This window comes from Mycobacterium sp. 852002-10029_SCH5224772 (assembly GCF_001667315.1).
Taxonomy (GTDB): Bacteria; Actinomycetota; Actinomycetes; order Mycobacteriales; family Mycobacteriaceae; genus Mycobacterium.
Window position 1 is genome coordinate 246,694 of record NZ_LZHT01000041.1, and the last position, 24,547, is coordinate 271,240.

25 protein-coding genes are annotated in these 24,547 nt (G+C 66.6%); 11 read left to right on the forward strand and 14 right to left on the reverse strand.

Features of this window, described 5'->3' with window-relative positions; translation table 11 throughout:
* Positions 1-6: 6 nt before the first annotated feature.
* Genes A5775_RS09645 through A5775_RS09655 form a run of 3 tightly spaced genes read right to left on the reverse strand, consistent with a single transcriptional unit; the run spans position 7 to position 2,404 of the window.
* Positions 7-792, reverse strand: coding sequence for an enoyl-CoA hydratase/isomerase family protein (locus A5775_RS09645; RefSeq protein ID WP_067251178.1), 786 nt, complete (start codon positions 790-792; stop codon positions 7-9).
* Positions 789-1,667, reverse strand: a complete 879-nt coding sequence (locus A5775_RS09650; protein WP_067251181.1) for a 3-hydroxyacyl-CoA dehydrogenase family protein — start codon at positions 1,665-1,667, stop codon at positions 789-791. Before A5775_RS09650 ends, A5775_RS09645 begins: the two co-directional genes overlap by 4 nt.
* Positions 1,664-2,404, reverse strand: coding sequence for an enoyl-CoA hydratase/isomerase family protein (locus A5775_RS09655; RefSeq protein WP_067251184.1), 741 nt, complete (start codon positions 2,402-2,404; stop codon positions 1,664-1,666). Before A5775_RS09655 ends, A5775_RS09650 begins: the two co-directional genes overlap by 4 nt.
* 93 nt (positions 2,405-2,497) lie before the next feature.
* Between A5775_RS09655 and A5775_RS09660 the strand changes: the two genes are divergently transcribed.
* From A5775_RS09660 to A5775_RS09680, 5 genes are all read left to right on the forward strand, one after another.
* Complete coding sequence (locus tag A5775_RS09660) at positions 2,498-3,121, forward strand: TetR/AcrR family transcriptional regulator (protein ID WP_067251412.1); 624 nt, start codon at positions 2,498-2,500, stop codon at positions 3,119-3,121.
* Positions 3,122-3,226: 105 nt separating this feature from the next.
* Positions 3,227-5,278 carry a phenylacetic acid degradation bifunctional protein PaaZ gene (gene paaZ, locus A5775_RS09665; protein WP_067251186.1) on the forward strand — a complete coding sequence of 684 codons (2,052 nt, stop codon included), beginning with the start codon at positions 3,227-3,229 and terminating at the stop codon, positions 5,276-5,278.
* Entirely contained in the window at positions 5,278-5,589 is a 312-nt protein-coding gene (locus tag A5775_RS09670; RefSeq protein ID WP_067251188.1) for an EthD family reductase, read from the forward strand. The genes paaZ and A5775_RS09670 overlap by 1 nt, the downstream gene beginning before the upstream one ends.
* A 35-nt stretch (positions 5,590-5,624) precedes the next feature.
* Entirely contained in the window at positions 5,625-6,614 is a 990-nt protein-coding gene (locus A5775_RS09675; protein WP_067251191.1) for an SDR family oxidoreductase, read from the forward strand.
* A 133-nt stretch (positions 6,615-6,747) separates the two neighbouring features.
* Positions 6,748-7,809 (forward strand): dihydrodipicolinate reductase, encoded by a 1,062-nt coding sequence (locus tag A5775_RS09680; protein WP_067251193.1) that lies wholly within the window; start codon positions 6,748-6,750, stop codon positions 7,807-7,809.
* On the opposite strand, the gene A5775_RS09685 is transcribed toward A5775_RS09680, so the two are convergent.
* Both A5775_RS09685 and A5775_RS25635 read right to left on the reverse strand, forming a co-directional pair.
* Positions 7,804-9,078, reverse strand: a complete 1,275-nt coding sequence (locus tag A5775_RS09685; protein ID WP_067251195.1) for a serine hydrolase domain-containing protein — start codon at positions 9,076-9,078, stop codon at positions 7,804-7,806. The genes A5775_RS09680 and A5775_RS09685 overlap by 6 nt on opposite strands.
* Positions 9,079-9,117: 39 nt before the next feature.
* Positions 9,118-9,276: a hypothetical protein gene (locus A5775_RS25635; RefSeq protein WP_197512485.1), complete on the reverse strand. Its 159-nt coding sequence runs from the start codon at positions 9,274-9,276 to the stop codon at positions 9,118-9,120.
* A gap of 60 nt (positions 9,277-9,336) precedes the next feature.
* Between A5775_RS25635 and A5775_RS09690 the strand changes: the two genes are divergently transcribed.
* The 3 genes from A5775_RS09690 to A5775_RS09700 are packed head-to-tail and all read left to right on the forward strand — an operon-like array spanning position 9,337 to position 11,219.
* Positions 9,337-9,510: a CsbD family protein gene (locus A5775_RS09690; protein WP_067251198.1), complete on the forward strand. Its 174-nt coding sequence runs from the start codon at positions 9,337-9,339 to the stop codon at positions 9,508-9,510.
* Complete coding sequence (locus A5775_RS09695) at positions 9,510-10,226, forward strand: cutinase family protein (protein WP_067251200.1); 717 nt, start codon at positions 9,510-9,512, stop codon at positions 10,224-10,226. Before A5775_RS09690 ends, A5775_RS09695 begins: the two co-directional genes overlap by 1 nt.
* 6 nt (positions 10,227-10,232) lie before the next feature.
* On the forward strand, positions 10,233-11,219 hold the full coding sequence (locus A5775_RS09700; protein ID WP_067251203.1) for an SDR family NAD(P)-dependent oxidoreductase: 987 nt from the start codon (positions 10,233-10,235) through the stop codon (positions 11,217-11,219).
* Positions 11,220-11,231: 12 nt separating this feature from the next.
* Here A5775_RS09700 and A5775_RS09705 read toward each other — a convergent pair whose 3' ends face one another.
* The gene (locus A5775_RS09705) at positions 11,232-11,621 is read right to left on the reverse strand and encodes a PPOX class F420-dependent oxidoreductase (protein WP_067251205.1); all 390 of its coding nucleotides are present in this window, start codon (positions 11,619-11,621) and stop codon (positions 11,232-11,234) included.
* Positions 11,622-11,769: 148 nt separating this feature from the next.
* Between A5775_RS09705 and A5775_RS09710 the strand changes: the two genes are divergently transcribed.
* Positions 11,770-12,354 carry a TetR/AcrR family transcriptional regulator gene (locus A5775_RS09710; RefSeq protein WP_067251207.1) on the forward strand — a complete coding sequence of 195 codons (585 nt, stop codon included), beginning with the start codon at positions 11,770-11,772 and terminating at the stop codon, positions 12,352-12,354.
* Between the two features lie 6 nt (positions 12,355-12,360).
* Here A5775_RS09710 and A5775_RS09715 read toward each other — a convergent pair whose 3' ends face one another.
* The gene (locus A5775_RS09715) at positions 12,361-13,563 is read right to left on the reverse strand and encodes a cytochrome P450 (RefSeq protein ID WP_067251415.1); all 1,203 of its coding nucleotides are present in this window, start codon (positions 13,561-13,563) and stop codon (positions 12,361-12,363) included.
* Between the two features lie 147 nt (positions 13,564-13,710).
* Positions 13,711-15,711 (reverse strand): glycoside hydrolase family 172 protein, encoded by a 2,001-nt coding sequence (locus A5775_RS09720; RefSeq protein WP_067251210.1) that lies wholly within the window; start codon positions 15,709-15,711, stop codon positions 13,711-13,713.
* A gap of 322 nt (positions 15,712-16,033) precedes the next feature.
* On the opposite strand from A5775_RS09720, the gene A5775_RS26040 reads away from it, so the two are divergent.
* Positions 16,034-16,156 carry a hypothetical protein gene (locus A5775_RS26040; protein WP_255362110.1) on the forward strand — a complete coding sequence of 41 codons (123 nt, stop codon included), beginning with the start codon at positions 16,034-16,036 and terminating at the stop codon, positions 16,154-16,156.
* 576 nt (positions 16,157-16,732) lie between these two features.
* Here the strand turns inward: A5775_RS26040 and ligD are convergent.
* A complete protein-coding gene (gene ligD, locus A5775_RS09725) occupies positions 16,733-17,755 on the reverse strand; it encodes a non-homologous end-joining DNA ligase (protein WP_067251212.1) in 1,023 nt (340 codons plus the stop codon).
* A gap of 26 nt (positions 17,756-17,781) precedes the next feature.
* On the opposite strand from ligD, the gene A5775_RS09730 reads away from it, so the two are divergent.
* A complete protein-coding gene (locus A5775_RS09730) occupies positions 17,782-18,855 on the forward strand; it encodes an ATP-dependent DNA ligase (protein WP_067251214.1) in 1,074 nt (357 codons plus the stop codon).
* Here the strand turns inward: A5775_RS09730 and A5775_RS09735 are convergent.
* From A5775_RS09735 to A5775_RS09755, 5 genes are all read right to left on the reverse strand, one after another.
* Positions 18,852-20,390, reverse strand: coding sequence for an HNH endonuclease signature motif containing protein (locus tag A5775_RS09735; RefSeq protein ID WP_067251215.1), 1,539 nt, complete (start codon positions 20,388-20,390; stop codon positions 18,852-18,854). The two genes, A5775_RS09730 and A5775_RS09735, sit on opposite strands and share 4 nt — an antisense overlap.
* Positions 20,391-20,511: 121 nt before the next feature.
* Complete coding sequence (locus A5775_RS09740; RefSeq protein ID WP_067251218.1) at positions 20,512-21,747, reverse strand: cytochrome P450; 1,236 nt, start codon at positions 21,745-21,747, stop codon at positions 20,512-20,514.
* Between the two features lie 44 nt (positions 21,748-21,791).
* A complete protein-coding gene (locus A5775_RS09745; protein WP_067251220.1) occupies positions 21,792-22,697 on the reverse strand; it encodes a haloalkane dehalogenase in 906 nt (301 codons plus the stop codon).
* Position 22,698: 1 nt separating this feature from the next.
* On the reverse strand, positions 22,699-23,184 hold the full coding sequence (locus A5775_RS09750; protein ID WP_067251222.1) for an NUDIX domain-containing protein: 486 nt from the start codon (positions 23,182-23,184) through the stop codon (positions 22,699-22,701).
* Positions 23,185-23,190: 6 nt separating this feature from the next.
* A complete protein-coding gene (locus tag A5775_RS09755) occupies positions 23,191-24,546 on the reverse strand; it encodes a wax ester/triacylglycerol synthase family O-acyltransferase (RefSeq protein WP_067251224.1) in 1,356 nt (451 codons plus the stop codon).
* Position 24,547: the final 1 nt, after the last annotated feature.

The following is a 24,547-nucleotide window of genomic DNA, read 5'->3' on the forward strand; positions in this document are numbered from 1 at the left end:
TGGTCCTCACTGCCCGACAAAGGCCGGGCGTCGTTTGTCCAGGAACGCCTCGACGGCAGCGCTGTGATCGTCGCTGGCGCCGAGCAGCGCCTGGGCGCGGGCTTCGCGGGTCAGCACGTCGCTCAGGGCCGCGCCCGCGTTGTCGGTAATCAATTGTTTGACCGCTTTGAACGCAGCCGTTGGCCCGGTCGCGAGTTGTCTTGCCAGCGCGGCCGTTTCGGCGGCGACATCGGTGTCGGGCAGCACGCGATGGATCAGTCCCCAGGCCAGCGCGGTGTCGGCGTCGATGGTGTCGCCGAGCATGAACAGCCCGGTCGCCCGGCTTCTGCCGATCAGGGTAGCCAGGGTCGCACTCAGCCCCGAGTCACTTGCCAGCCCGATCCCGCAGAAGGCGGTGCCGAACTTGGCGCGCTGCCCGGCGATGCGGATGTCGGCGCCCAGTGCGATGCCGAGACCGACGCCGACGCAGGCTCCGCCGATGCCGGCGACGACCGGAACTTCGATGGCGTCCAGCGCCAGCATGATCGGGTTGTAATGCTGCGCGACGGTGTCCATCGCGTGGCTGGGGTCGGCTCGCAGCGCCTCGACATGCTCGCCGAGGTCTTGGCCGACACAGAAGTTCTTCCCGGACGCGGTCAGGGCCACCGCCCGGATGGTCGCGTCGCCGCGAACGGCCGACAGCGCTTGCAGCAGGTGCTCTTTCATGGCGCAATCCAGGGCATTGGACGCCGTGGGACGGTCCAGGACGATACTGGCGAGGCCGTCGTCGACGGTGTAGGTGACGGTGGTCATCGGGACTGTCCTCCTTCGGTGCGAGGCCAGAAGTAGAAGCCCTGGCCGGACTTGCGACCCAGCTCGCCGCGGGCGACTTTGTCCCGCAACAGTTGCGGCGGTCGGAACCGCTCGCCCAGGGTCTCGTGCAGGTGCTGGGCGATCGCCAGCCGCACATCCAGGCCCACCAGGTCGGTGGAGCGCAGCGGCCCCATGGCGTGGCGGTAGCCAAGTTCCAGGGCGCGGTCGATGGCCGCCGCATCGGCGACCCCCTCGTCAAGCATGCGGATGGCTTCCAGCCCGAGTGCCACGCCCAGGCGGCTGGTCGCGAATCCCGGCGAATCATTCACCAGGACATGGCTTTTGCCGAGCGCCTCGACCCACCGCAGTGCCGATTCGGTGGTCGCGTCATCGGTGTCCGGACCGCGCACCACCTCGACGAGGCTGGATGCCGGGACCGGGTTGAAGAAGTGCATACCCACAAAGCGGCGCGGTTGCGCCAGGGCGGCACCGAGATCGGCGATGGACAGCGAACTGGTGTTGCTGGCCAGCACCGCATCACCGCCGACGACTTTCTCGGCGGCGCTCAGCACGGCGATCTTGTCCTCGACGCGTTCGGGCACCGCCTCGATCACCAGGCCGGCGTTAGCCGGCATGTCGGTCAGCGCGGTGACGGTGTGCAGCCGGGCCAGCATGGTGTCGAGTTGATGGGCGTGCGACCGCTTCTCGGCGGCCTTGGTCAGGCCACGAGCAAGCCGGTCCCGCGCGCCCGTGGCGGCGTGGGCGTTTGCTTCGACGATGGTGACCGTCGCGCCCGCGGCGGCGAAGACCTGGGCGATGCCGGCGCCCATCCGCCCGCCGCCGATCACCGCGACCGTCGCCGGCGCGGCGGTCATGTGCCGCTCTTTTCCAGGAATCGGGTCATCCGGTCGGCCTTGTCGGGACTCTCGAACAGCACCGCCTGCGCGAGATCGTCGAGCAGCGGGTGTGGTGCGGCCGCGTCGAGCACGGCTTTCGACAACCGCAACGCCAGCGTGGAGCAGCGCCCGATGCGGTCGGCCAGCGCGTGGGCGGCGGAGAGCGCCGAGCCCGCCTCGACGACCTCGCACACCAGTCCGTGGCGCACGGCGGCCTCGGCGTCGAGCAGCCGACCGCCCAGGATGACCTGTTTGGCGATCGACCTGCCGACCAGGTCGGCGATCCGGTAGCTGGCCCCGGCCGCGGCCAGGATGCCCAACCCGGGTTCCGGATTGCCGAACCGGGCACCCGCGCCGGCGATACGCAGGTCGCAGGCGTAGGCCAATTCGGCGCCACCGCCCAACGCATTGCCTTCGACGGCGGCGATGGTCGGCATCGCCAGGGCGGCGATCCGATCGAATACCGCGCGGTTGATCCCGGCCAGCGCGTCGTCGCGGCGCCGCGCCCGCAGTTCGGCGATGTCGGCGCCGGCGGCGAAATCGCTTCCGGCGCCGGTGATGATGAGCAGGCGCGGGTCTCGTTCCAGGTCGGCGCAGACCCGGTGCAGTTCGGTGACCATTGCGGCGTTGATGGCGTTGCGCTGCTCTGGTCGGTGCAGTTCGACGACGACGCGATCGTTGGCCACGTGCACCCGGAGCGTGTCGGAGACCGTCACAAGCGCAACAATAACCGACCTTTCGGTCGGTTATCAACCCGGGGTTGGCCGATCGGCGCGGTCAGCGGCCCCCGCAGTGCGATGATGTGCGGTATGGCTGCGCCGCGTTCTCGACCCGCCGGCCAGGTCGGGCGCCCGGGCTACGACCTGGACTCGCTGTTGGCCGTCGCTGTGACGGTGTTCAACCAGCGGGGCTACGACGGCACCAGCATGGAGCATCTAGCGAGCCGACTCGGGATCACCAAGTCGTCGATCTATCACCATGTGCCCGGCAAGGCCGAGCTGCTGCGGCTGTCGGTCAACCGGGCACTCGATGCGCTGTTCGCGGCCACCAGGACATCCGACACCACCACCGGACCAGCTATCGATCGGCTGGAGAATCTGGTCCGGCGCAGCATTCATGTGCTGGTAGAGCAGCTGCCATACGTGACGCTGCTGCTGCGAATCCGGGGCAACACCACCGTTGAGCGCCGCGCGCTGGCGCGTCGTCGCGAGTTCGATCAGATCGTGGAGCAACTGGTGGCCGACGCCTGCGCCGAGGGCAGCGTACGACCGGACGCCGACCCCGCCCTGACCAGCCGGCTGATTTTTGGCACGGTCAACTCGCTCGTCGAGTGGTACAAGCCGACGCGCGGCCTAGGCGCCGATGAACTGGCCGACGCGGTCGTCACGGTGCTGTTCGACGGCTTGCGCGTGGTTCCCTCCAGCCAACGCTGACCCGTCCCCGTTCTAGCGCGGTCCCCCGGCGACGCTTGACGCCGACTCGCTCGGCTGCCAGTCTAATAACCGAACGAACGGACGGTTGGGAAAGGATCGGGGCGCATGGCGGCGATGTTGCAGAGTTACGTCAACGGGAAGTGGTGCATCGCGCGGGATGACGGCGTCGCACTCGCCGACGCCGCTACGGGCGAGGCGGTGGCGCGGTTCTCGACGCAGGGCCTCGATTTCGCTGCCGTCATCGACCATGGCCGACGCGTCGGCGGGCCTGCGCTGCGCGAGCTCACATTCCATCAGCGGGCATCACTGCTCAAGCAGCTCGGCAAGCGGTTGATGGCCGACAAGGAGCAGTTCTATCCGCTGTCGTTTGCGACCGGCGCGACCGCGCGGGACTCGGCCATCGACGTCGATGGCGGCATCGGCACGCTGCTCGGCTACGCGAGCAAGGGCACCCGCGAGCTGCCCAACGACACGGTCTATCTGGACGGCCCGACCGAAAGCATCGGCCGCGCAGGGACATTCGTCGGCCAGCACATCTACACCTCGCGCCCCGGCGTCGCGGTCCAGATCAACGCGTTCAACTTCCCGGTGTGGGGCATGTTGGAGAAGCTGGCGCCGGCGTTTCTGGCCGGTGTCCCAACCATCGTCAAGCCCGCCCACCAGACGGCGTACCTCACCGAACTGGTGGTGCGCCACATCATCGACTCGGGCCTGTTGCCCGAAGGCTCGCTCCAGCTGGTATGCGCCAGCCCGCACGGATTGCTCGACCAACTCGGCGAACAGGATCTCGTTGCGTTCACCGGGTCCGCCGCCACGACCGCGGCACTGCGCGCCCACCCCAACGTCGTCAGCGCCGGTGTGCGGTTCAACGCCGAGGCCGATTCGCTGAACTGCTCGATCCTGGGACCGGACGCCACCCCCGAAACGCCCGAATTCGCGCTCTACATCAAGCAACTCGTCGCCGAGATGACCGCCAAGGCCGGGCAGAAATGCACCGCCATCCGCCGCGCCCTGGTGCCGCGCGACCTGGTCGACGACGTGGTGGATGCCGCTCGCGCCCGGCTGGCCACGGTGGTGGTCGGCAAGCCGGACGCCGACGGAGTGACGATGGGCCCACTGGCCAGCATCGCCCAACGCGACGAAGTGCTGCGCTCGCTGAAGAGCCTGACCGACGTCGCCACCCTGGTCAGCGGTGATCCGGACAACTTCACGGTCGAGGGGGCCGACGCCGATCGCGGTGCGTTCCTGCCGCCGCTGCTGTTGCGCGCCGACGGCAACACCGCGGCCGCGCTGCACGACGTGGAGGCGTTCGGCCCGGTCAGCACCGTCATCGGTTACCGCGACGTGGAGGACGCGATCACGCTGGCCGCCCGCGGCCACGGCAGCCTGGTCGGCTCGGTCGTCACCCACGACGCCGACACCGCCCGCCGCGTGGTCATCGGTATCGCCCCGTACCACGGCCGGATGCTGGTGCTGGACCGCGACGACGCCAAGGAGTCCACCGGGCACGGCTCCCCGCTGCCCACCCTGGTGCACGGCGGACCCGGACGCGCCGGCGGCGGTGAGGAACTCGGCGGCATCCGCGGCGTGCTGCACCACATGCAGCGCAGCGCCGTGCAGGCCTCCCCCGACATGCTGACCGCCGTCACCGGCCGGTGGACGACTGGTGCGGCCCGCGACGTCGGCGACGTGCACCCGTTCCGGAAACATCTGGGGGAACTGCGGATCGGCGACACGATCATCGGTGGCCCGCGCACGGTGACGCTCGATGACATCAACCACTTCGCCGAGTTCACCGGCGACACGTTCTATGCGCACACCGATCCCGACGCCGCGGCACAAAATCCGCTGTTCGGCGGCATCGTCGCGCATGGCTACCTGGTGGTGTCGCTGGCGGCGGGCCTGTTCGTCGATCCCAAGCCCGGTCCGGTGCTGGCCAACTTCGGTGTCGACGCGCTGCGATTCCTCACCCCGGTCAAGGCGGGCGACGCGCTCACCGTCACCCTGACCGCCAAACAGCTCACCCCGAGAATTTCCGCCGACTACGGCGAAGTCCGGTGGGACGCCGTCGTCGCCAATCAGGACGAGTCACCGGTGGCGACCTACGACGTGTTGACACTGGTCGCCAAGCAACCCGTCACCCTCGAGGAGTACTGATGCATGTCGTTTCCGTCTGCTACCGCCAGCCCACCGACCCAACGGCGTTCGACGACTACTACGCCAGTACCCACGCGTCGCTGGCGTTGAAAGTGCCTGGGCTGGTGAGCTTTACCACCGGAAAATGCCGGTCGCTGGACCGCTCCGAGCCGCCGTACTACATGGTGGCCAAGCTGGGCTTCGAGACGGCCGAGTCGCTCAAAGCGGGCCTGACCTCACCGGAAATGCAAGCCGCCGGGGCCGATGTCGCCAACTTCGCGACCGGCGGCGTGACGATGTACGTCCAAGAAGAGAACGTCATCCTCGGCTGATCACCGAACTGCCCTCCGCTACAAAGGAATCCAGCATGACATTGCCGTCCGAGCCGTCGTTTCTTGTCTTCGGCGCCGCCGGGCACATTGGTGGTCCGTGTGCCCAATGGCTGGTCGAGCGACACCCGACGGCCAAGATTCGCGTCGTCTCGAGCCGGCCAGACATGGCCGCCGATCTGGCCACGAGGCACCCCGGTGCGGAGGTCATGATCGCTGACTATTTCGACGCCGACGACATGATCGCGGCCTTCGATGGGATCGACGCGGCCTTCGTCGTCACTCCGGATTTCCTGGACGAGCAGACCGCCATGACCAATGTGGCCGGCGCGATCAAAGCATCGGGCGCGCTGGTCCGACTCATCCGGCTGATCGGCGACCCGCCGGGGCTCCGCGATGAGTCGGAGGTCACCGCATTGCCGGGCTTCGACGACGAGAAGATGAATGTCCAGCATCTGCGCGCCCGTAAGGTCTTAACGGGTGCAGGCGTGCCGGTTGTCTACGCCAATGTCCCGGGGTGGTTCTTCGAGGACTTCTCCGGATTTCTCCTCGGCCCCATCCGCGACAAACGCACGTTCGTCATGGCTGCCGATCGACCAATGAACTTCATTGCCACCCGCGATATCGGCCGCTGCGTAGCCGAACTCCTACTGAATCCGGCGCTGACCGAGGTTGGCGAGACGGTTCATCTGGAGAACGGCATCGACGACCTGGTCATGTTCAGCAAGATCCCGCAGATGATGAGCGACGCGTGGGGCGTGCCAATCGGCTACGACGGCACCGATGAAACGTTTCTGCGCGAACTCGGCGACGGGCTTCGCACGTACTACCGCCGCGACGACGCCGCCGAGTACATCCTCACCTACTGTCACCACGAGGTCCCCTTCATCAAAGAGTTGCTGAAGAGCGGCAACAGTTTGCACGGCACCGAACGGCACTTCACACCGAAAATGCTCGGTTTTGAGGCGCTGCCGTTGAAGTCGTGGCTCCGGGACATGAAGGACGTGTTCGTTCCGGCGGGCGGCTGAGCCTACAGCCACAGATCGCGGCGCTTTTCACCGTTTTGCTCTCGAACCCGGAGGCACCCGACAGCTCTCCGGGCCGAAATATTGGCTTCGAATCCGCCTACTAAGGCCTGCTAAGTTCCCCTATGCTGAGCGAGTGCCAAACAATTATCGAGTGGTTCAGTGGAACACCGGCAACGTCGGCAAGAGCTCGCTGAAATCCATCGTCACCAACACCACGCTGGAACTGGTCGGGTGCTACGCCTGGTCGAAGGACAAGGTCGGGCGGGACGCCGGTGAGCTCGTCGGGATCGCTCCGGTGGGCGTCGCGGCCACCAACGACGTCGACGAGCTCCTGGCCCTCAAACCGGACTGCGTGGTCTACAACCCGATGTGGTTCGACGTCGACGAGGTGGTCCGCATTCTGGCGGCCGGCGTCAACGTGGTAACCACGGCGTCCTTCATCACCGGGCACAACCTGGGCGACGGCCACGACCGGATCCTGGAGGCCTGCGAGAAGGGCGGCTCGACGATCTTCGGATCCGGCGTCAGCCCGGGCTTCGCCGAACTACTGGCGATCGTGTCGGCGATGGTGTGCAACCGGATCGACAAGGTCACCGTCAACGAGGCCGCCGACACGACTTTCTACGACTCACCCGAAACCGAGAAGCCGGTGGGCTTCGGCCAGCCGATCGACCATCCGGACCTGCCGGCGATGGCGGAGAAGGGGACGGCCATCTTCGGCGAAGCCGTCCGGCTGGTGGCCGACGCCCTCGGCGTCGAGCTCGACGAGGTGCGCTGCGTGGCCGAGTTCGCCCAGACCACTGAGGACCTCGTGATGGCGTCCTGGACCATCCCCGCGGGGCACGTCGCGGGCACCTACATCAGTTGGCAGGGAATCGTCGGCGGCCAGACCCTGATCGACCTGAACGTGCGGTGGCGCAAGGGGCAAACGCTCGAACCGGACTGGAAGATCGACCAAGACGGCTGGGTCATCCAGATCGACGGGCAACCCACGGTGACCACCAAGGTCGGCTTCCTGCCGCCGCCCTATTTCGAGGCCACGACGCTCGAGGAGTTCATGGACCTCGGCCACATCATGACGGCAGTGCCCGCCATCAACGCGATCGGAGCCGTCGTCGCCGCCGCGCCCGGCATCGCCACCTATGCCGACCTTCCGCTGACGCTGCCCCGGGGCAACGCGCACGTCGGGCTATAGGGCCGCGGTGCGCCGCCCGGGTTTGGCGTAGCGGGCGCCCAGCGGCGGCACCGCGAGCGGGCCCTGATCGCGGACCGCCTCGATCGCGTTGCGCAGCGGACGGGCCAGGCCCGCAAAGGATCCCATGTCGAACAGCAGGGGCGTCAGCAGCCGGTTGTGCACGAAACCGAAGGCGCTGCCGGTCTCGGGGTCGGCCCAGCCGAGGGTTCCCCCCAGCCCGACGTGACCGAAACCGCGGAGTAATCCGGGAACCGGCGACTCGTGGTAGCCGAGGTGAAAAGGCATGGGCACCACCATGTTTGCGTCGGGCCACTTGCGTCGCGCCTGCCCGGCCAGTCCCCGCGCCAGCTCCTCGGACAGGAACTTCTTGCCGTCGATGCGGCCGTCGTTGGCCAGCGCGGCGAACATCTTGGCCAGGCCCCGCCCGGTCACCACGCCGTTGGCGGCGGGAACCTCGCCGTCCAAGAACGGGGTGTCCCCCTTGATCAGCGAGATGACGCCGGGGAAGTACATCGCGCCCAGCGCCCCGGAGAAGGGCAGACCGGCCAGTCTGGGTGCGATGAAGTTGAACACCGGGGCACGCAGTCGTCCCTGCGGTATCAGGATCTGGGCCGGCGTGGTCGGCGAGCCTTCCGGGGGGCGGCCCAGGTGCAGTCCGTCGGTGTTGAGCGGACGGGCGACCTCCTGGCGGATCAGTTCGCGCATGCCCTTGCCGGTGACCGCCCGCGCCAGGCCGGACAACAACCATCCGTAGGTGAGGGCGTGGTAGGCCTGCACACCGCGCAGATGATCGACCGGCGCGGCCGCCAGCCGCTCCTCCATCAGGGTATGGTCCATCAACTCCGCTTTGGTGACGCCCCGCAGGTGCGACAGCCCGGATCGGTGCCGCAAGACGTCGCGAACCGTGATCTCGGCCTTCCCGTTGGCGCCGAACTCGGGCCAGTATTGCGCGACGGGCGCGTCATACGACAGCAGGCCGCGGTCGGCGAGGCGGTGAATCACCGTCGACGCGATGCCCTTGGTCGCCGAGAACACCATCGCGCCGGTGTCGGCGGTCCAACGCTGGGCGCCGGCCCGGTCCGACCATCCGGTCCAGACGTCCACGACGGACACGCCGTCGATGTAGACGCTCAGGGCTCCCCCGCCGAACCGACGACCGGGAAACAGCTGGGAGAACAGCTTGATGGCATTGGCGAAACGCGGGTCGGCGGCACCGGACACACCGCGTGGCAATCCATCGTCGGTGACCAGAAGAGTCGACGGTGTCACTGAGTCGCGAAGCCTCGAGTGCCCATCCGAATGAAGGTATCAGTCAGGATGGCGCGGGGGCTCGGGATTGATACCAGGGGCTTGATCGGGCGGGGGATCCTTCAAATAGCGCCGCAGCCGCAGCAGCTGATTGACCACCATGCCGATGCCCAGCAGCATCAGGCCCGCCACTACGGCCACCACGATTGCGGTGCTCACGGAGTCCATGATGTCAGGGCGGGGTTTCGATATCTCCTGCTGCCGGGTAGCCACCACGCCATGAGTGCAGAAGATAAGTTGAAGAATAAGATCGAGGACCTCGGCGGCCGCGCCAAGGAAGCCCTCGGCAAAGCCACCGGTGATGCCGAAACGAAGGATGAAGGTCGCGCCGATCAAGCGAAGTCCGCTTTGAAAGACGCCGGCGAAAAGGTGAAGGACGCGTTCAAAAAGTAATGAATACACGGAATGTGTTGACCGTCCGGTCGATGCGCCGACTGCCGCTGCCCTTGCTGGCAGCGGCAGCGGTTTTCGGTGCGTCTGTCGTGAGCGCGCCGTCGGCGGCGGCGGAACCGTGTCCCGACGTCGAGGTGGTGTTTGCACGGGGATCCGGTGAGCCGACCGGCATCGGCGGCATCGGTCGGCCCTTCGTGGACGCGCTGCGCTCGCAGATCGGCGCCAAGTCGCTGACGGTGTATGCGGTCAATTACCCCGCCAGCACCGACTTTGACAATCCCGCTTTCCCGGCGACGGTCATCGACGGAATTCGCGACGCCAGTTCGCACATCGAGTCGATGGTGGCGAACTGTCCCAACACCCGCGAGGTGCTCGGCGGCTACTCACAGGGCGCCGCGGTGGCCGGCTACACCACCTCGGCCGCAGTGCCACCGGGGGTTCCCGCAGCCAAGGTGCCGCCGCCGATGCCGGCGGACATCGCAAATCACGTCGCCGCCGTCGCGCTGTTCGGCACGCCGTCGGGGCAGTTCCTGCAGAAGTACAACGCGCCGCCGCTCGCCATCGGGCCGTTGTATCAGCCCAAGACGATCCAACTGTGCGCGGCGGAGGACCCGGTCTGCGTCAGCGGCGGCGGCGGCGGACTGGCCGCCCACACCTCCTATCCGGCGAACGGCATGACAAACCAAGCCGCCGACTTCGTCTCCAGCCGCCTGTAGGACGCCATGCGGGTTCTGATCACGGGCGGTACGGGCTTTGTCGGCGGGTGGACCGCCAAGGCCATTTCCGATGCGGGGCACTCGGTGAGGTTTCTCGTCCGCAACCCGGCGAAGCTGCAGACCACCGTCGCGAAGCTGGGCGTGGACACCTCGGACTGCGCCGTCGCGGACATCACCGACCGCGTCGCGACACGGGAGGCGTTGCAAGGATGCGACGCCGTCGTGCACAGCGCCGCCCTGGTCGCCACCGACCCGCGCCAAACGCCCGAGATGCTCGCCACCAACATGCAGGGTGCCCAGAACGTGCTCGGCCAGTCCGTCGAACTCGGTTTGGATCCCATCGTCCATGTGTCGAGTTTCACCGCGCTGTTCCATCCTGACCTGGAGACGCTGACGGCGGACCTGCCGGTGGTGGGCGGGGCGGACGGATACGGAACGTCCAAGGCGCAGGTCGAGATCTACGCCCGGGGACTGCAGGACGCGGGCGCGCCGGTCAACATCACCTATCCCGGCATGGTGCTCGGTCCGCCGGTCGGCGACCAATTCGGTGAAGCCGGCGAAGGTGTGCGAGCCGCCGTGCAGATGCATGCGATTCCGGGACGCAGCGCGGCGTGGCTCATCGTCGACGTCCGCGACTTGGCCGCGCTGCACGCGGCGTTGCTCGAGCCCGGGCGCGGGCCGCGGCGCTACACCGCCGGCGGGCACCGGGTGCCCGCGGCCGACCTCGCGAACCTGCTCGGCCAGGTGGCCGGGACGCCGATGGTGGCCGTCCCGATCCCGGACACCGCGCTGCGGGTGGCGGGGGCGGTGCTGGATCGGGCGAACCGCTTCCTGCCCTTCGAGACCCCGTTCACCTGGGCGGGAATGCAGTACTACACCCAGATGCCGGCGTCCGACGATTCCCCGAGCGAACGAGAACTGGGCATCACCTACCGGGATCCCCACCAGACGGTGGCGGACACGTTCACGGCGATGCGCGCGGAAAGCGGCTAGCCGCAACGTTGCTCACGCGGCGGGCATAATCTCCACGCCGACGTGCACCTTGTCGATGCCGCCGCGGATGATCGTGTGCGCATAGAACCACCACGCGTGATACCAGTACCGCTTGAGGACGGCGTTGTAGACCCGCCGCGTCTCGGACTTCGGGAGCACCCGCGCGACGGCCTCGACCCCGTCACTCTTGGGCTTGCCCAGCGCCGTGCTCCTGGCGATCGTCACCCTGGCGGTGTTGTTGATCCGCTTGGTTTTCCACGAGCCGTCGTCGGTGATCACCAACAGCTTGCCGTCGCCGGCGGGCGCTGCCCAGATCGGCGTCGGTTTGGGCCGGCCGTCTTTGGTGAACGTGGTCAAGAGCAGGTACTTGGATCGAACGACGTCGGTGAAGGTGGGGGCCACTGCCTTGCCTTCCTGTAGATCGGGGCATTAGCAACTCAATTGCCCGATCACCCGACTTCCTAATCGCGGCGGTTCGACGCTGGGCTAAGCTTTTGGGCGACTGCCCAAAAGCCGGCTCTCGACATCCTTTGTGGGAAAGACGCATACCATGACCGCCTCCCGACGGCCGAAGACGCGAGACTCCAACACTCGCGACCTGCTGATCGACGCGACGGTCCAGATCATGGTCGAGGACGGATACGCAGCGGCCACCTCGCGGCGGGTGGCGAACGAAGCCGGCGTCAAACCGGCGTTGGTCCACTATTACTTCCCCACCATGGACGAGCTGTATCTGGACGTGTTCCGGCGCGGCGCCGCCGCCTATCTGGAGCGTCAAAGGCAAGCGTTGGCCTCCGACCGCCCGCTGCACGCGTTCTGGGACACGCTGATCGAGCCGAAGGACACCCGACTGCTGCTGGAGTTCATGGGGCTCGCCAATCATCGCAAGGAGATCGCCGCAGAGATTGCGGCCTGGTCGGAGCGGTGGCGCGAAACACAAACCACCGCACTGAATTTCATCTTTCGCGAACATGGGTTGGACAAGAGCGAATTCCCGCCCGCCGGCATCGCGGTCATCATCGCCGCGATCGGTCGCATGCTCATCCTGGAACAAGCGCTGGGCACCACGGGGGGTCATCACGAAGCCGTCGCACTGGTCAACCGGCTCATCGACCGGTTCGAGATGCCGAAGTAGCGCCGGCTAGGGCAACACGACCCGCAAGCGCTCCCAGCCGCGCACGGTCGACGTCGACGCCAATTGCGCAGTGTCGTAGTCGATGTCCCATTCGGGCCATCGGTTGAGGATCTCGTCCAGCGCGATGCGGCCTTCGAGGCGGGCCAAATTGGCGCCCAGGCAGTAGTGCACGCCCTTCCCGAACGTGATGTGCGAGATGTTGTCGCGGCGGATGTTGTAAGTGTCGGGATCGGTGTAGCGGCGGGGGTCGCGGTTGGCGGCGCCGAACAGCAGCAGCATGGCGCTGCCGGCCGGGACCGTCGTGCCGTAACACTCGAAATCCTGTGCCATCCAACGGGCGACGTGGGGCCCGGTCGGTTCGAATCGCAGGGCCTCATCGACGGTGCGGGTCAACAGCGACCGGTCCTGGCACACCTCGCGGCGCTGGTCGGGATGCTCGGCGAGCACCTTGGCCAGCCAGCCGATCAACCGGCCGGTCGTCTCGTTGCCCGCCCCGGCGACCACCTGCGTGTAGTGCAGCACCTCTTTGCGGGTCAGCTTGCGGTGCACGCCCTTCTCGTCGTCGAACTCGACGTTCAGCAGCGTCGTCATCAGGTCGTCGGACGGATTGTTGGATCGCCACTCGACATAGTCGGCGTAGATCCGGCCGTCGGCGATGGAGTCGGCGTTGGCTACCTTCAGCGGCGCGCCCGGCTTGGTGCGCAGGTTGGCGTCGTTGGCATCGCGCACCGAAACCTGTTCGGATTCCGGGATTCCCAGCAGCATCCCGATCACCCGCATCGGCATCATCGAAGCCAGTTCGGCGATGATGTCAAATCCTCCGGACCCGACGAGCGGGTCCAGGCACCGAACGCAGTACTGGCGGATCTGGTCCTCGAGGGCGGCCATCCGGCGGGGCGTGAAGACGCGGGACATCAGGCCGCGCAGCCTCGTGTGCTCGGGCGGGTCCTGGAACATCATGACGCCGCCGGGCATGTCGAACTTCGACTGGACCAGCTCGAGGATGTCGCTTCGCTTACTGGAGAAGGATTCCCAGTTGGCCAATCCGCGCTCGACGTCAGAATGCCGTGACAGCGCCCAGAAGTCGTACCGCTCGTTGTAGTAGATCGGGGCTTCTTCGCGCAGCCGCGCATAGATCGGATACGGGTCGGCGTTGATGCCCACGTCATAGGGGTCGTAGTAGACGTCCGTGTCGTTGGTGACGGTCATCGATTCCTCACTTCGGGCAGCCGCCGGCATCCCCGCAACCCATTGACTTTGGGCGATCGCCCAAAATCGTGGCGCAGGCCATGTCTAGCAGCATCTCCGCGAATTCGTCAAGACCGCCGAGCCGGCTGTCGCCGCGGTCGCCGCTCTTTAACGGGTCGGGGCGGTCAGCGCGTCGACGTGGTAGTGGCTGGCGGTCCAGGGCGGCGAGTCTGGGGTGGGCGTGAGGGTGATCGTCAGCTGCGCTTTTCCCGCGGTGACCGATTGCGGCACCAGGTAGGTGTCGTCCAGCCAGCGGTGAAAGGTGTTGCTGCGCGGCTGTAGCCACGTACCCACCGGCACGCCGTCCACCGCGACGTCGGCCGATTGAAAGCCGGTCGCCTGGTCCGACGTGCGCCGCAGCAGGACGCCGTGGTTGTCGGGGTCAACCTGGACACGGAAAGTGATCGCGCTTCCGGTGCTGCGGACCGAGCCGGCGACGGGCAGGGTGTCCTCGGTGCCCTCGTATTCGGTGACCAGCAGCTGATCGGTGCCGTCGGTGTCGGCGTAGCCGTGCAGGACTCGATTGAGCGGATCGGTGGGGCGGACGTCGTCGCCGCCGGTCACGTCTGCGTCCGGCTGCGTGTAAAGGAACGCGGTTGAGCTGTAATCGGGTTGGACCATGTTGCGTTTGCCGTGCTCGATGCCGAAGCGGAGCGCGGAGTGATAACCGATCGCGTCGGCGAGCATGATCCGGTAGACGGCGACGCAGTAGTCCGCGCATCCACCGGTGGCCGTGCGTTGGTCGGGTTGGCCGTTGAGGGGGTCGCTGAAGTGGGTGCCGTCTTTGAAGTACCAGCCGCCCTCGTACAGGTCCTCGGTGCCGGTGCCGTACCACTGCGGGGATCCGGCGCCGTCGGTGTAGACCCGCTCGGCCCCCTCGAGAAAGTAGGGGGCGTCGTCACTGAACGCTGTCTTGGTTCGCTGACCACGTATGGTCTGGCTGACGCCCACGAATTTGCCACGGCCCTGCTCTTCGGCGAACACCCAGTCCCGGCCCACGGCCGTCGGGCCGGCGTGTGAGCGCGCGGTGAAGTAGCCGGCTCGACCACTGGCCAGCGCCGCCGCCCATTGGGCGTCGGGTGTGATCGTGACGTCGCCGGCTATCCCCGATACCGCAGCGTCGGTGGTGTTGACGAGCATGACGCGGAACGAGTTCGCGAAAGGCATTGGCCACCAATCCTGTAACGCCAGGGACCCGTCGGGCTGTGGGACGGCCGCGAACATCAACGAACGCACGGAGTTGGTGCCGAGTCCCACGCCGAAGAATTCCCCGAGTGGCGAGTCGACCATGGTCCGGCCGTCGAACTCGATGTGCAATCGCAATCCGGTCAACGGTTGATCCGCCGGTGCCGGCAGCTGCAGGCGCAGCGCCGAGATGCTGCCCGTGCCACTCGATTCGGCGATGGTTTGTTCGGAGCCCGCGAGGAGGTCGACGATCCGAATGTGATGCGCCGCAGAGCCTGCCGTCGGTTTGGGGTCGGCGGTTCCCGCGGCGCGAAAGGTGTCGAGCACATCGAGCGCGGGATCGGCCGGCGAGAAGGTGCTTACCCCCTCGGCGTTCGGGAATTGTCGATAGTCGACGTGGTAATACTCCAAATGGGATGCGACGCTGATCCGCATCAACCGTCGATACGGCATCGGCACCTTGATATAGACCCCGCCCGGCGACTGCGCGGCGTTGGCCACCAGCGGCCACACGAATGGGGCCCCCAGTTTGCCGTCGACCAGCGATTGCAATGGCGCGTCGACGACGGCCTGCCCATCCAACTCGATGCGGATGTGCCCGATGGCACGAACATTGCCGCCGTCGCGGGTCAGCCAGATCGAATCAACCTCTCCGGCACCGTGATCCTCCGCGATGACGCAGCCGGCGCCGCCTGAGGCCAAACACCCGCCGGTGCCATTCTTATTGCCCGTGGAAACGTCGAAATCGCCGCCGCTGCGATCGAAACTCGACACCTGCAGAGTCTGCGAGCCGGCGTCCAGATAGGGCAGCCGATCCAACCGACGATAGGTGTCCCAGCCGATCATCCTTTCGCCGAAGACGTTGATCGTCGGCTCGGCCGGCGCCGCGGCGGCGGCGATGACAGTTGCGGCCGCCCACAGCATTAACGCGCAGGCCGCAGTCCACGCTCGACAAGCCACCGGCATAGCCAGAAAGCTTACTTTTCGTTGGAATCAAACTCCGGCCCGCCGGCGCGAAATACATTCGAGGTGTTGCGCGTTTGCCCCTGCGGCCGGGATTGGCCATGCCGACACGATTGCCGAATCGGGCCAGGGCCTTTTACCGGGCGAACAATCCGAGCCCCGGCGAACTTCAATCAGTTGACGTAATTCGCCGCTATTTCGCTGAATCCCATGGCATTCCGCATTGTACTCACGTAATATAACGCTCCTCGGGCGTAAGAATTCTCCTACGGAAGGAGTGGTTATGTCTGGTTTGAAATACAAGGTCGTTCTCGGCCTGATCCTCACCTTCACCGCCATCACGGCCTCCGGTTGCACATTTCCGCTGACCATCGACTGCGGACCGAATCTGACCTGCACTCCGTAGGTCCACTACGCGGCCGAAAAGACCTCAACAACGGCACCCTTTTGCGCCTTTAATGGCATTGGGTGCCAGTTCATCCCACGGCCGAAGGCGATGCCGTGACAGCGACAGCGCGTCCATGTCTCGTGAAAGTGACTGGGCACCAACACTTTAGCAGTTCGCGTTGGTGTTGTTCCGGCCGGCTCAACAAGGCCGGCACCTAAGCGACGCGAGGGCGTGCGCATCCTGCGGGCCGTGCGCACGCTCTTCGCGAATTGCTTGCTGACCTTCGTGCGGATTCGCGGTAGACTAATCGCCTCAGCGAAACAGCGTTTGAAAGCGGTTGGCCCCGGCGCCCTGGCAGTTCGGGTGGGGGAATTCGTGTGGTGGGAATCCGGTGAGCAATTCCATGCTTACAGCCGTTGGCCGTCACTGTGACAAATTCGCCTAAGCCACTGGGGCGCAAGAGAATCACTTCCGGGTGCCACCTCCGAGTGATAATGTTTGAGGTGCTCGCATGGGCACGCGGTTCAGCAATGTGAGAGGGGTAGCCGCGGGCCCACGGGCGACCTCAGATGCCAGTTGCCCCAAGTCGATCCCTCAATTTTTCAAATCCCGATCCCGGCTGGGCTGAACGCGTTTGGGCTCCCCGGGCATCTTCGGATAATTCGGCGGATAGGGCATGTCGCCGAGCCCCCGTTCTTCGTCTGCCGCAGCCATCTCCAGCAGGGATGTGATCGACTGGGCCGCATCATCCATTGCGGCCCAAGGGTCTTCCCGGTTCGAGACCAGATCGGGCACGGTCGCCATGGTGTACTCGTCGGGCTCGGCGCTGGCCAGCTCGTCCCATGTCAGCGGCATCGACACCGTGGCGATCGGTGTGCGCCGCACCGAGTATGCCGACGCCATGGTGCGGTCCCGGGCGTTTTGGTTGAAGTCGACGAAGATGCGCTCGCCCCGTTCTTCCTTCCACCACGCCGTGGTGACCGCGTCGGGCGCGCGGCGCTCCACTTCACGGGCCAGCGCGATGCCCGCGCGGCGCACTTCGATGAAATCCCAGTCGGCGGCGATCCGCAGGAAGACGTGGATCCCGCGGCCGCCGGACGTCTTGGGGTATCCCACCAGACCGAGCTCGTCGAGGAGCGGGCGCAACACGTCGACCGCCACGGTGCGCGCCTGTTCGAACGCGACGCCGGGCTGCGGATCCAGATCGATGCGCAGCTCGTCGGGGTGGTCGGTGTCCGGGCAACGCACCTGCCACGGGTGCAGGGTGACCGTGCCCATCTGTGCCGCCCAGACGATCGCCGCGGGGTGGGTCACCTTCAGCGCGTCGGCGGTCCGCCCCGACGGGAACATCACCTGGCAGGTCTCCAAGTAGTCGGGATGGTGCTGCGGAATCCGCTTTTGGTAGATCTCCTCACCGTCGATGCCGTCCGGGAAACGCTGCAGGTGGCTGGGCCGGTCGCGCAGCGTGTCGAGCATCGGGCCGCCCGCGACGGCGCGGTAGTAGTCCACCAGGTGCCGCTTGGTGCCCTTGGACCCCAGCTTGGGGAAATACACCTTGTCGGGATTGGTCAGGCGGACCGCAATACCGTCGACGTCGACCTCTTCTGCCGCAGCCATACCACTGATTCCAGCACAATCAGGCTATGGACCTCCCTGTCATGCCGCCGGTGTCGCCGATGCTGGCCAAATCGGTGCGCTCGATTCCGCCCGACGCATCCTATGAACCCAAGTGGGACGGATTCAGGTCGATCTGTTTCCGCGATCGCGATGATGTCGAGCTGGGCAGTCGCAATGAGCGGCCGATGACCCGCTACTTCCCCGAGTTGGTCGCCGCGGTCAAGGCCGAGCTGCCGGCACGCTGCGTGATCGACGGCGAGATCGTCATCGCCACCGACCACGGGTTGGACTTCGAGGCGCTGCAACAACGCATCCACCCGGCTGACTCGCGGGTGCGGATGCTCGCCGAGGCGACACCGGCGTCCTTTATCGCGTTCGACCTGCTGGCCCTCGGCGACGACGACTACACCCGGCGCCCGTTCAGCGAGCGGCGCGCCGCCCTCGTCGACGCGCTGGCGCCCTCTGCGCCCGGTTCCATCCATGTCACGCCGGCCACGACCGATCTGGACACCGCGCAGCGGTGGTTCGACGAATTCGAGGGTGCCGGCCTCGACGGCGTGATCGCCAAGCCCCTGGACGTCACCTATCAGCCGGACAAACGGGTCATGTTCAAGATCAAGCACGAACGGACCGCGGACTGTGTGGTCGCCGGATATCGAGTGCACAAGTCCGGCGCCGACGCGATCGGGTCGCTGCTACTCGGGCTCTACCAGGACGACGGCCAGCTCGCGTCGGTCGGCGTCATCGGCGCCTTCCCGATGGCCGAACGGCGGCGGCTGTTCGCCGAACTGCAGCCCCTCGTCACCGACTTCTCCGACCACCCATGGAACTGGGCCGCCCACGAGGCCGGTGAGCGAACGCCCCGCAAGAACGAATACTCGCGTTGGAACGCCGGCAAGGACCTGTCCTTCGTGCCGCTGCGGCCCGAGCGCGTGGTCGAGGTGCGCTACGACCACATGGAGGGCCGGCGGTTTCGGCACACCGCGCAGTTCAACCGGTGGCGTCCGGACCGCGACCCGCGCTCTTGCACCTATGAACAGCTGGAGCAGCCGGTGACATTCAGTCTCGGCGAGATCGTGCCGGGCCTCGGCTCGGGCTAAAACGGCGGCGGCTGGTTGCGTTCGGCGACGCGCGCGGCATTAAGCGAGCGTTCGGCGGCGATGCGGCGAGCGCGGTCTTGCTGTCGGGTTTGGCGGCGCGTGGGCATCATGACCCCGCGATCACCAGAAGAGCGGTATTGCCGTGGGGCGGTTGGTAATTTGCCGGTTGGCACGCACAGGGCGGGAAAGAACAGTCGGCTGCCTGGCTGGGTGATGTAGCGGTGTCCGCTTGGCGATTTCCATGCGATGGTGCCGTCGGGCCGTTGCTCGTCGTGCCAGCCGGTCCAGAAAGTTTTCAAAAGATGATGTTTTCGGCACAGGCATTTGAGGTTGGACGCGTGGGTCGGCCCGAGCGGGTAGGGCACCGTGTGGTCGATATCGGCGAACTCGGCGGCCCGGTCGCAACCGGGGAACCGGCACGTCATATCCCGGCTTCGGATAAACCGCTCCAGCTCGGCTGATGGGCGGTATCCCGATTCGGGCATGGCATCGCCGGGATGGTGTACCGGCCGAACCTTCGCCCCGCCGCGGACCAACTCGGCGATCAGCGCGGGGGAAAGCACGCCGCCGCCGGTGATCAGAGCGGGAGGCCTGCGTTCGGCCGGCACGTCCGGTTCTGGGTCGGGCGCCAGAGCCTCCGCCAGGGTCATCTCCGGCGTGATCGGCCTGGGTGGCCGTTCTCCGGACATGTGCGGATCCGGGTCGGCGTCCAACGTCGACGCCTGCGCAACAACGTGAATCACGACGCTGCTGGCCCGCTCGTCGTTGGCGGTTCCCACCGGGCAGTCGCGATTGCCGCATGCGCACGCGAGCCGATCCGCGTCGGCGGCAAGCGCACCCAACGCGTCAGCACGCCGCTGGCCGAGGGTGCGCGGGTCGTCCTGGCAAACCGTGTGAGCCAGTTGCGACAGGCGCCGATCCAGCATGGCCGCATCGGTCGCATAGAGCCGCCCCCACAAGTCCGCGGTGCCCGACTCGTCATCGGCCTGGTTGATGACGACGTCGCGGGCGCGGGCACCGGTGCGGGTGCGCCGCAAAGCTCCTGGATCGTATTGGTCTACCACCGCGTCGATCGCTTGTGCGGTTTTGTTCGCCGTCATCGGCCCGAAGCCGGTCGCATCCTCGGCCAGCATCGTATCGACCAACCGGACAGTTTCTGGGTCTTTGATCAGGTCGGTGCGCCAGACGATGGTCGCCGCCAGCCTGGCATTGACGGCGCCCTCAGCGAACAGCGCAGCCACCCGCGGCAACCGATCACGCAGGGCCACAGCAAGATACATCTGTCCCGAGGCCATGGCATGGCTGATGTTTTGCGCGGCGGCCACTTCCGCGGCCATCGCATCCCAGTTGTCGCACGACCAGTGGGCGCAATCCGTGGGACCGTTGGCGTGGCGGCGCACGAGTTCCGCCGTAGCCGCCAGCCGGCGCGCCGCGGCCGCCGCCTCCACCCTGGCGCATTCGGCGATCGCGGCCACCACTTCCGCGTCATCGACGTGCGCCAGCGCCTCGGCGGTCGGCAACTCGCAATCGAACATGCTTCGAACGGTAGCCACGCCCACCGACATCCCGCTGGGCCCAAAGGCCCCCCTGTGGAGGAACTTCCAACTGTGGATAACTACAAGGTGAGCGTTTGATACCGGACCCGGAGACGCCTGATCAGACCCCGATCATGAGCTGCGACAGCCCTCGCAGCGTCACGTTGGTCTTGTACTGTGGTTCGCCATCCAACCGCGCGTGCGGGAAGCGCGCGGTCACCGCCGACAGGGCCACGCCGGCCTCCAGCCGGGCCAGCGGCGCACCCAGGCAGTAATGCGCCCCGCGTCCGAAGCCCAAGTGCCGCAAACTTTTCCGATCCGGGTCGAACACGTCGGGCCGGTCGTATTCGGCGGGGTCACGGTTGGCGCCGGCGAGCAGCAGCATCATGACATCACCCGCGGGCACCTCGATGCCCCCAATCGCCATGTCGGCGAGCGCAATTCGGCCCACCAGTTGTACGGGTGGGTCATAACGCAGGGTCTCTTCCACGATCGCCGGCGCTCGGTCGGGGGCGGCGCCCAGGGCTGCCCACTGCCCGGTGTTGCGCAGCATGGCCAAAATGGCGTTCCCAATGAGGTTGACCGTGGTCTCGTGTCCGGCGATGAGCAGCAGATTGCAGGTCGAGACGATCTCGTCCTCCGTCAGTTGATCCCCCGACTCCTCCACGGCGATCAACCCCGACAGCAAGTCGTCGCCCGGCCGCGAACGGCGCTTGTCGATCAGGCCGTGGAAGTAGTCACGCAGCCACGTCCCGGCCTGTTGTCGCTCATTCGCGACTTCCGCCGACACGCCGGTAATCGTCGAAAACGGGTCCAGAGCCTGGGCCAGCAACGCCGACGCGTGGCTGAACTGCGGCTCGTCCTCGAGGGGCACACCGAGCAGCCGGCAGATCACGGCGACCGGCAGCGGATAGGCGAAATCTTCGACGACCTCGAACTGGCCTTTTTCGGCGACCCGGTCGAGCAATCCGTCGACCAGCGAGCGGATGTCGGGTTGCAGCGCGCTCACCACCCTCGGCGCGAACGCCTTGCTGACCAGCTTGCGCAGCCGGGTGTGATCGGGCGGATCGAGGAACAAAAACCCCGGCGGGCCTTGCCTGGGCGGCGCGGTGCCGGACTCCGCCTGCTGCTTCGCGACGGTCGAGTTGACGTTGTCGCTGCTCGACGACGGGTGCCGCAACACCTCGTCGCAGTCGCGGTAACTCAGGAAGACGGCCAGGTTGGCGTCGGGCAGCTGCAGCGCTCCGCGGTCGCGAAACTGCGCGCACAGCCGGTAGGGATCTGCCCGGTTGGCGGGGTCCAACAGCTGCAGCAACAACCCTTGGGATTCGGTGGCTTCGGTCGGCGCGGTCGTCACCCTGACATTGTGCCCGCAGCCTGATCCGCCGCGGCGCGGCCCGCTCAGCGGCGCAGGAACGCCGCGATGTGGCCGGCCAGTTCTTCTCCGGCGTCCTCCTGCAGAAAGTGTCCGGCGCCGCGGATCACCGGGTGGTCGATCCCTTGCGCGCCACGCATCTCGCGCCGGAAGATCGCGGCCATCGGTCCGGTGATGGGGTCGCTGTCACTGAAGGCGACCAGCATGGGCGTCGGGCTCACCGACAGCTTCGCCCACGCGGCCTTGTTGGCCGCGGCGGCCGGATCGTCCGGTGACGTGGGCACCAGCCCGGGCATGGCCCGCGGGGCCGTGCAGTACTCGTCGGCGGGGAACGGCGCGTCGTAGCCCGCGCGCTCGGCATCGCTCATCCGCCGGCGACAACCGCCCTGCACAAACGCGCCGATGTCCAGCGTCGGCGCCGACGTGATGGCCTCCCGGAAGCGCCACCAGACGTCGGCCATGGGCTGCTCCCCGTTCGGCAGCCCGGTGTTGGCGACGACGACCCGGGCAAACCGTTCGGGATGCTCTGCGGCGAGCCGCAATCCGATCAGCCCGCCCCAGTCCTGACCCACCAGGGTGACGTCGCGGAGGTCGAGGACATCGAACGCCAGCGCGCGCATCCATTCGACATGGCGGGCGTAGCTGTGGTCGTCCAGCCGCGTCGGCTTGTCCGAACGGCCGAATCCGACCAAATCCGGGCAGATGACCCGGTGGCCCTCGGCCACCAGAACGGGAATCATCTTGCGGTACAGGTAGGACCAGGACGGCTCGCCGTGCAGCATGAGAATCGGGTCGGCATCATCTGGACCGTCTTCGATCCAGGCCACGCGCAGCACACCGCCGTCGTCGTCTGATACTTCGCAATACCTTGGCGGGTAAGGGAAATCCGGTACCTCGTCGAACCGTTCGTCGGGTGTTCGCAGCGTCTGCATGTCACGTCCCTTCGGATAACCCGGCCACGGCCGGATGCGCCATCAAGCGATCGAGAAAACCGTGCTGACTTTTCAGCAATTTGATGCGTGCGGTCACCACCGCGAACCAGCCCACCCGGTCGACCTCGGGAAACTCCCGCAGTGTGCCCGACCCTTTGGGCCACTCCAATTCGAAGGTGTTACTGCGCGCCTCGGTGATGTCGAGGTCGCTCTGCACGGCGAAGGCGGTCACCACCTTGCCGCCGGATTGTTTCAGCTGACCGAGGTCGATGCGCGGCCCGGCCGGAACCGACAGCCCCAACTCCTCGGCGAACTCGCGCTGCGCGGCCGCCCAAGGATCCTCCCCGTCGGTGTACTCGCCCTTCGGGATCGACCACGCACCGTCGTCTTTGCGGGCCCAGAACGGTCCACCCGGATGCGCGAGCAAGACCTCGACGACACCGTCAGGCGCCCGGCACAACATCACGCCCGCGCTCAGCTTCGCCATCGGCTTCTATTCTCCCACAGCGCGTTCCAGATCCTTGAGCGAGGACTCCAGATGCGTGAGCAGGCGTTGCAGGTGCGGCACACTGCGCCGGCACCCCACCAGACCGAAGTCCAGACTGCCGGCGTTGTTGGCCAGGGTGATGTTCAGCGCTTGGCCGTCCAGCGCGATGGACAGCGGGTAGTTGCCGTCGAGCCGGGCGCCCCCGTAATAGATCGGCTGCGTGGGTCCGGGCACGTTCGAGATGATGATGTTGAACGGGGGTGACGTCGATGCCACCCAGCCCGGGACCGCCGCCAACGCCAAGGCTGACGTATTGACGGCGGACAGTGCCAGCGCCTGGAACCGCGGCAACTGCGAGAACACTGTCTTGTTGCTGCGCATCGAATCGCTGATCGTCAGCAGACGCTGTGCAGGATCCTCGGTATCGGTCGCGAGGTTGCACAGGATGGCTCCGACCAGGTTGCCGCCAGCGTCGGCCTCTTCCTCGGTGCGCAGGCTCACCGGGACCATCGCGATCAGCGGGCTGTCCGGCAGCGCGTTCTGCTCGAGCAGGTAGTAGCGCAGGGCACCCGCGCACATCGCCAGGACGACGTCGTTCACCGTGACCCCCGCGGCCTTCTTCACGCTTTTGATGCGGTCCAGCGACCAGGACTGCGCGGCGCAGCGGCGAGCGCCGCCGACCTTGACGTTCAACATGGTCTTCGGCGCCCCGAAAGGCAGCGTCAGTTGCTGCTCGAGCAGGGCCGCACGCGCCAGCCCCAGCGTCGAGGGAGCAAGTGCCGCAAGGGATCCCGCTGTGCGAGCCAATGAACTCAACGGAGACGACAGGCTGGGTTTGCGCTTGGGCTTGCTCAGCGTCCACGGCGCGCGGATCTCGGTGTCGTCGGGGTCGGTGGACAGCGCACGCTGCATCAGCTTCTGTGCAGACACACCGTCGATCAGTGCGTGGTGAACCTTGGTGTAGATGGCGAAGCGGCCGTCCTTGAGACCTTCGACGATGTGCGTCTCCCACAACGGGCGATGACGATCCAGCAGGCTGCTGTGCCACCGCGACGTGAGCTCGAGCAGTTCGCGGACCCGTTTGGGTGACGGCAGCGCCGAACGCCGGACGTGGTAGTCGACATCGACGTCGTCGTCGTATGACCAGCCGAGGTTTGCGATTCCGCCGACGAACTTCGCGGGGTGTTTGCGGAACGTGGGCTGGAATTCCTGCTGAGACGCCAGACTCTTGTAGAGGTCACTGACGAAGCCGGGGCCGGCGCCCGGCGGGGGCTCGAACAACTGCAAGCCTCCGACGTGCATGGGATGTTCGCGGGATTCTCCCAGGAGAAAGATCGCGTCGGTGGGCATCATCAGTTCCATC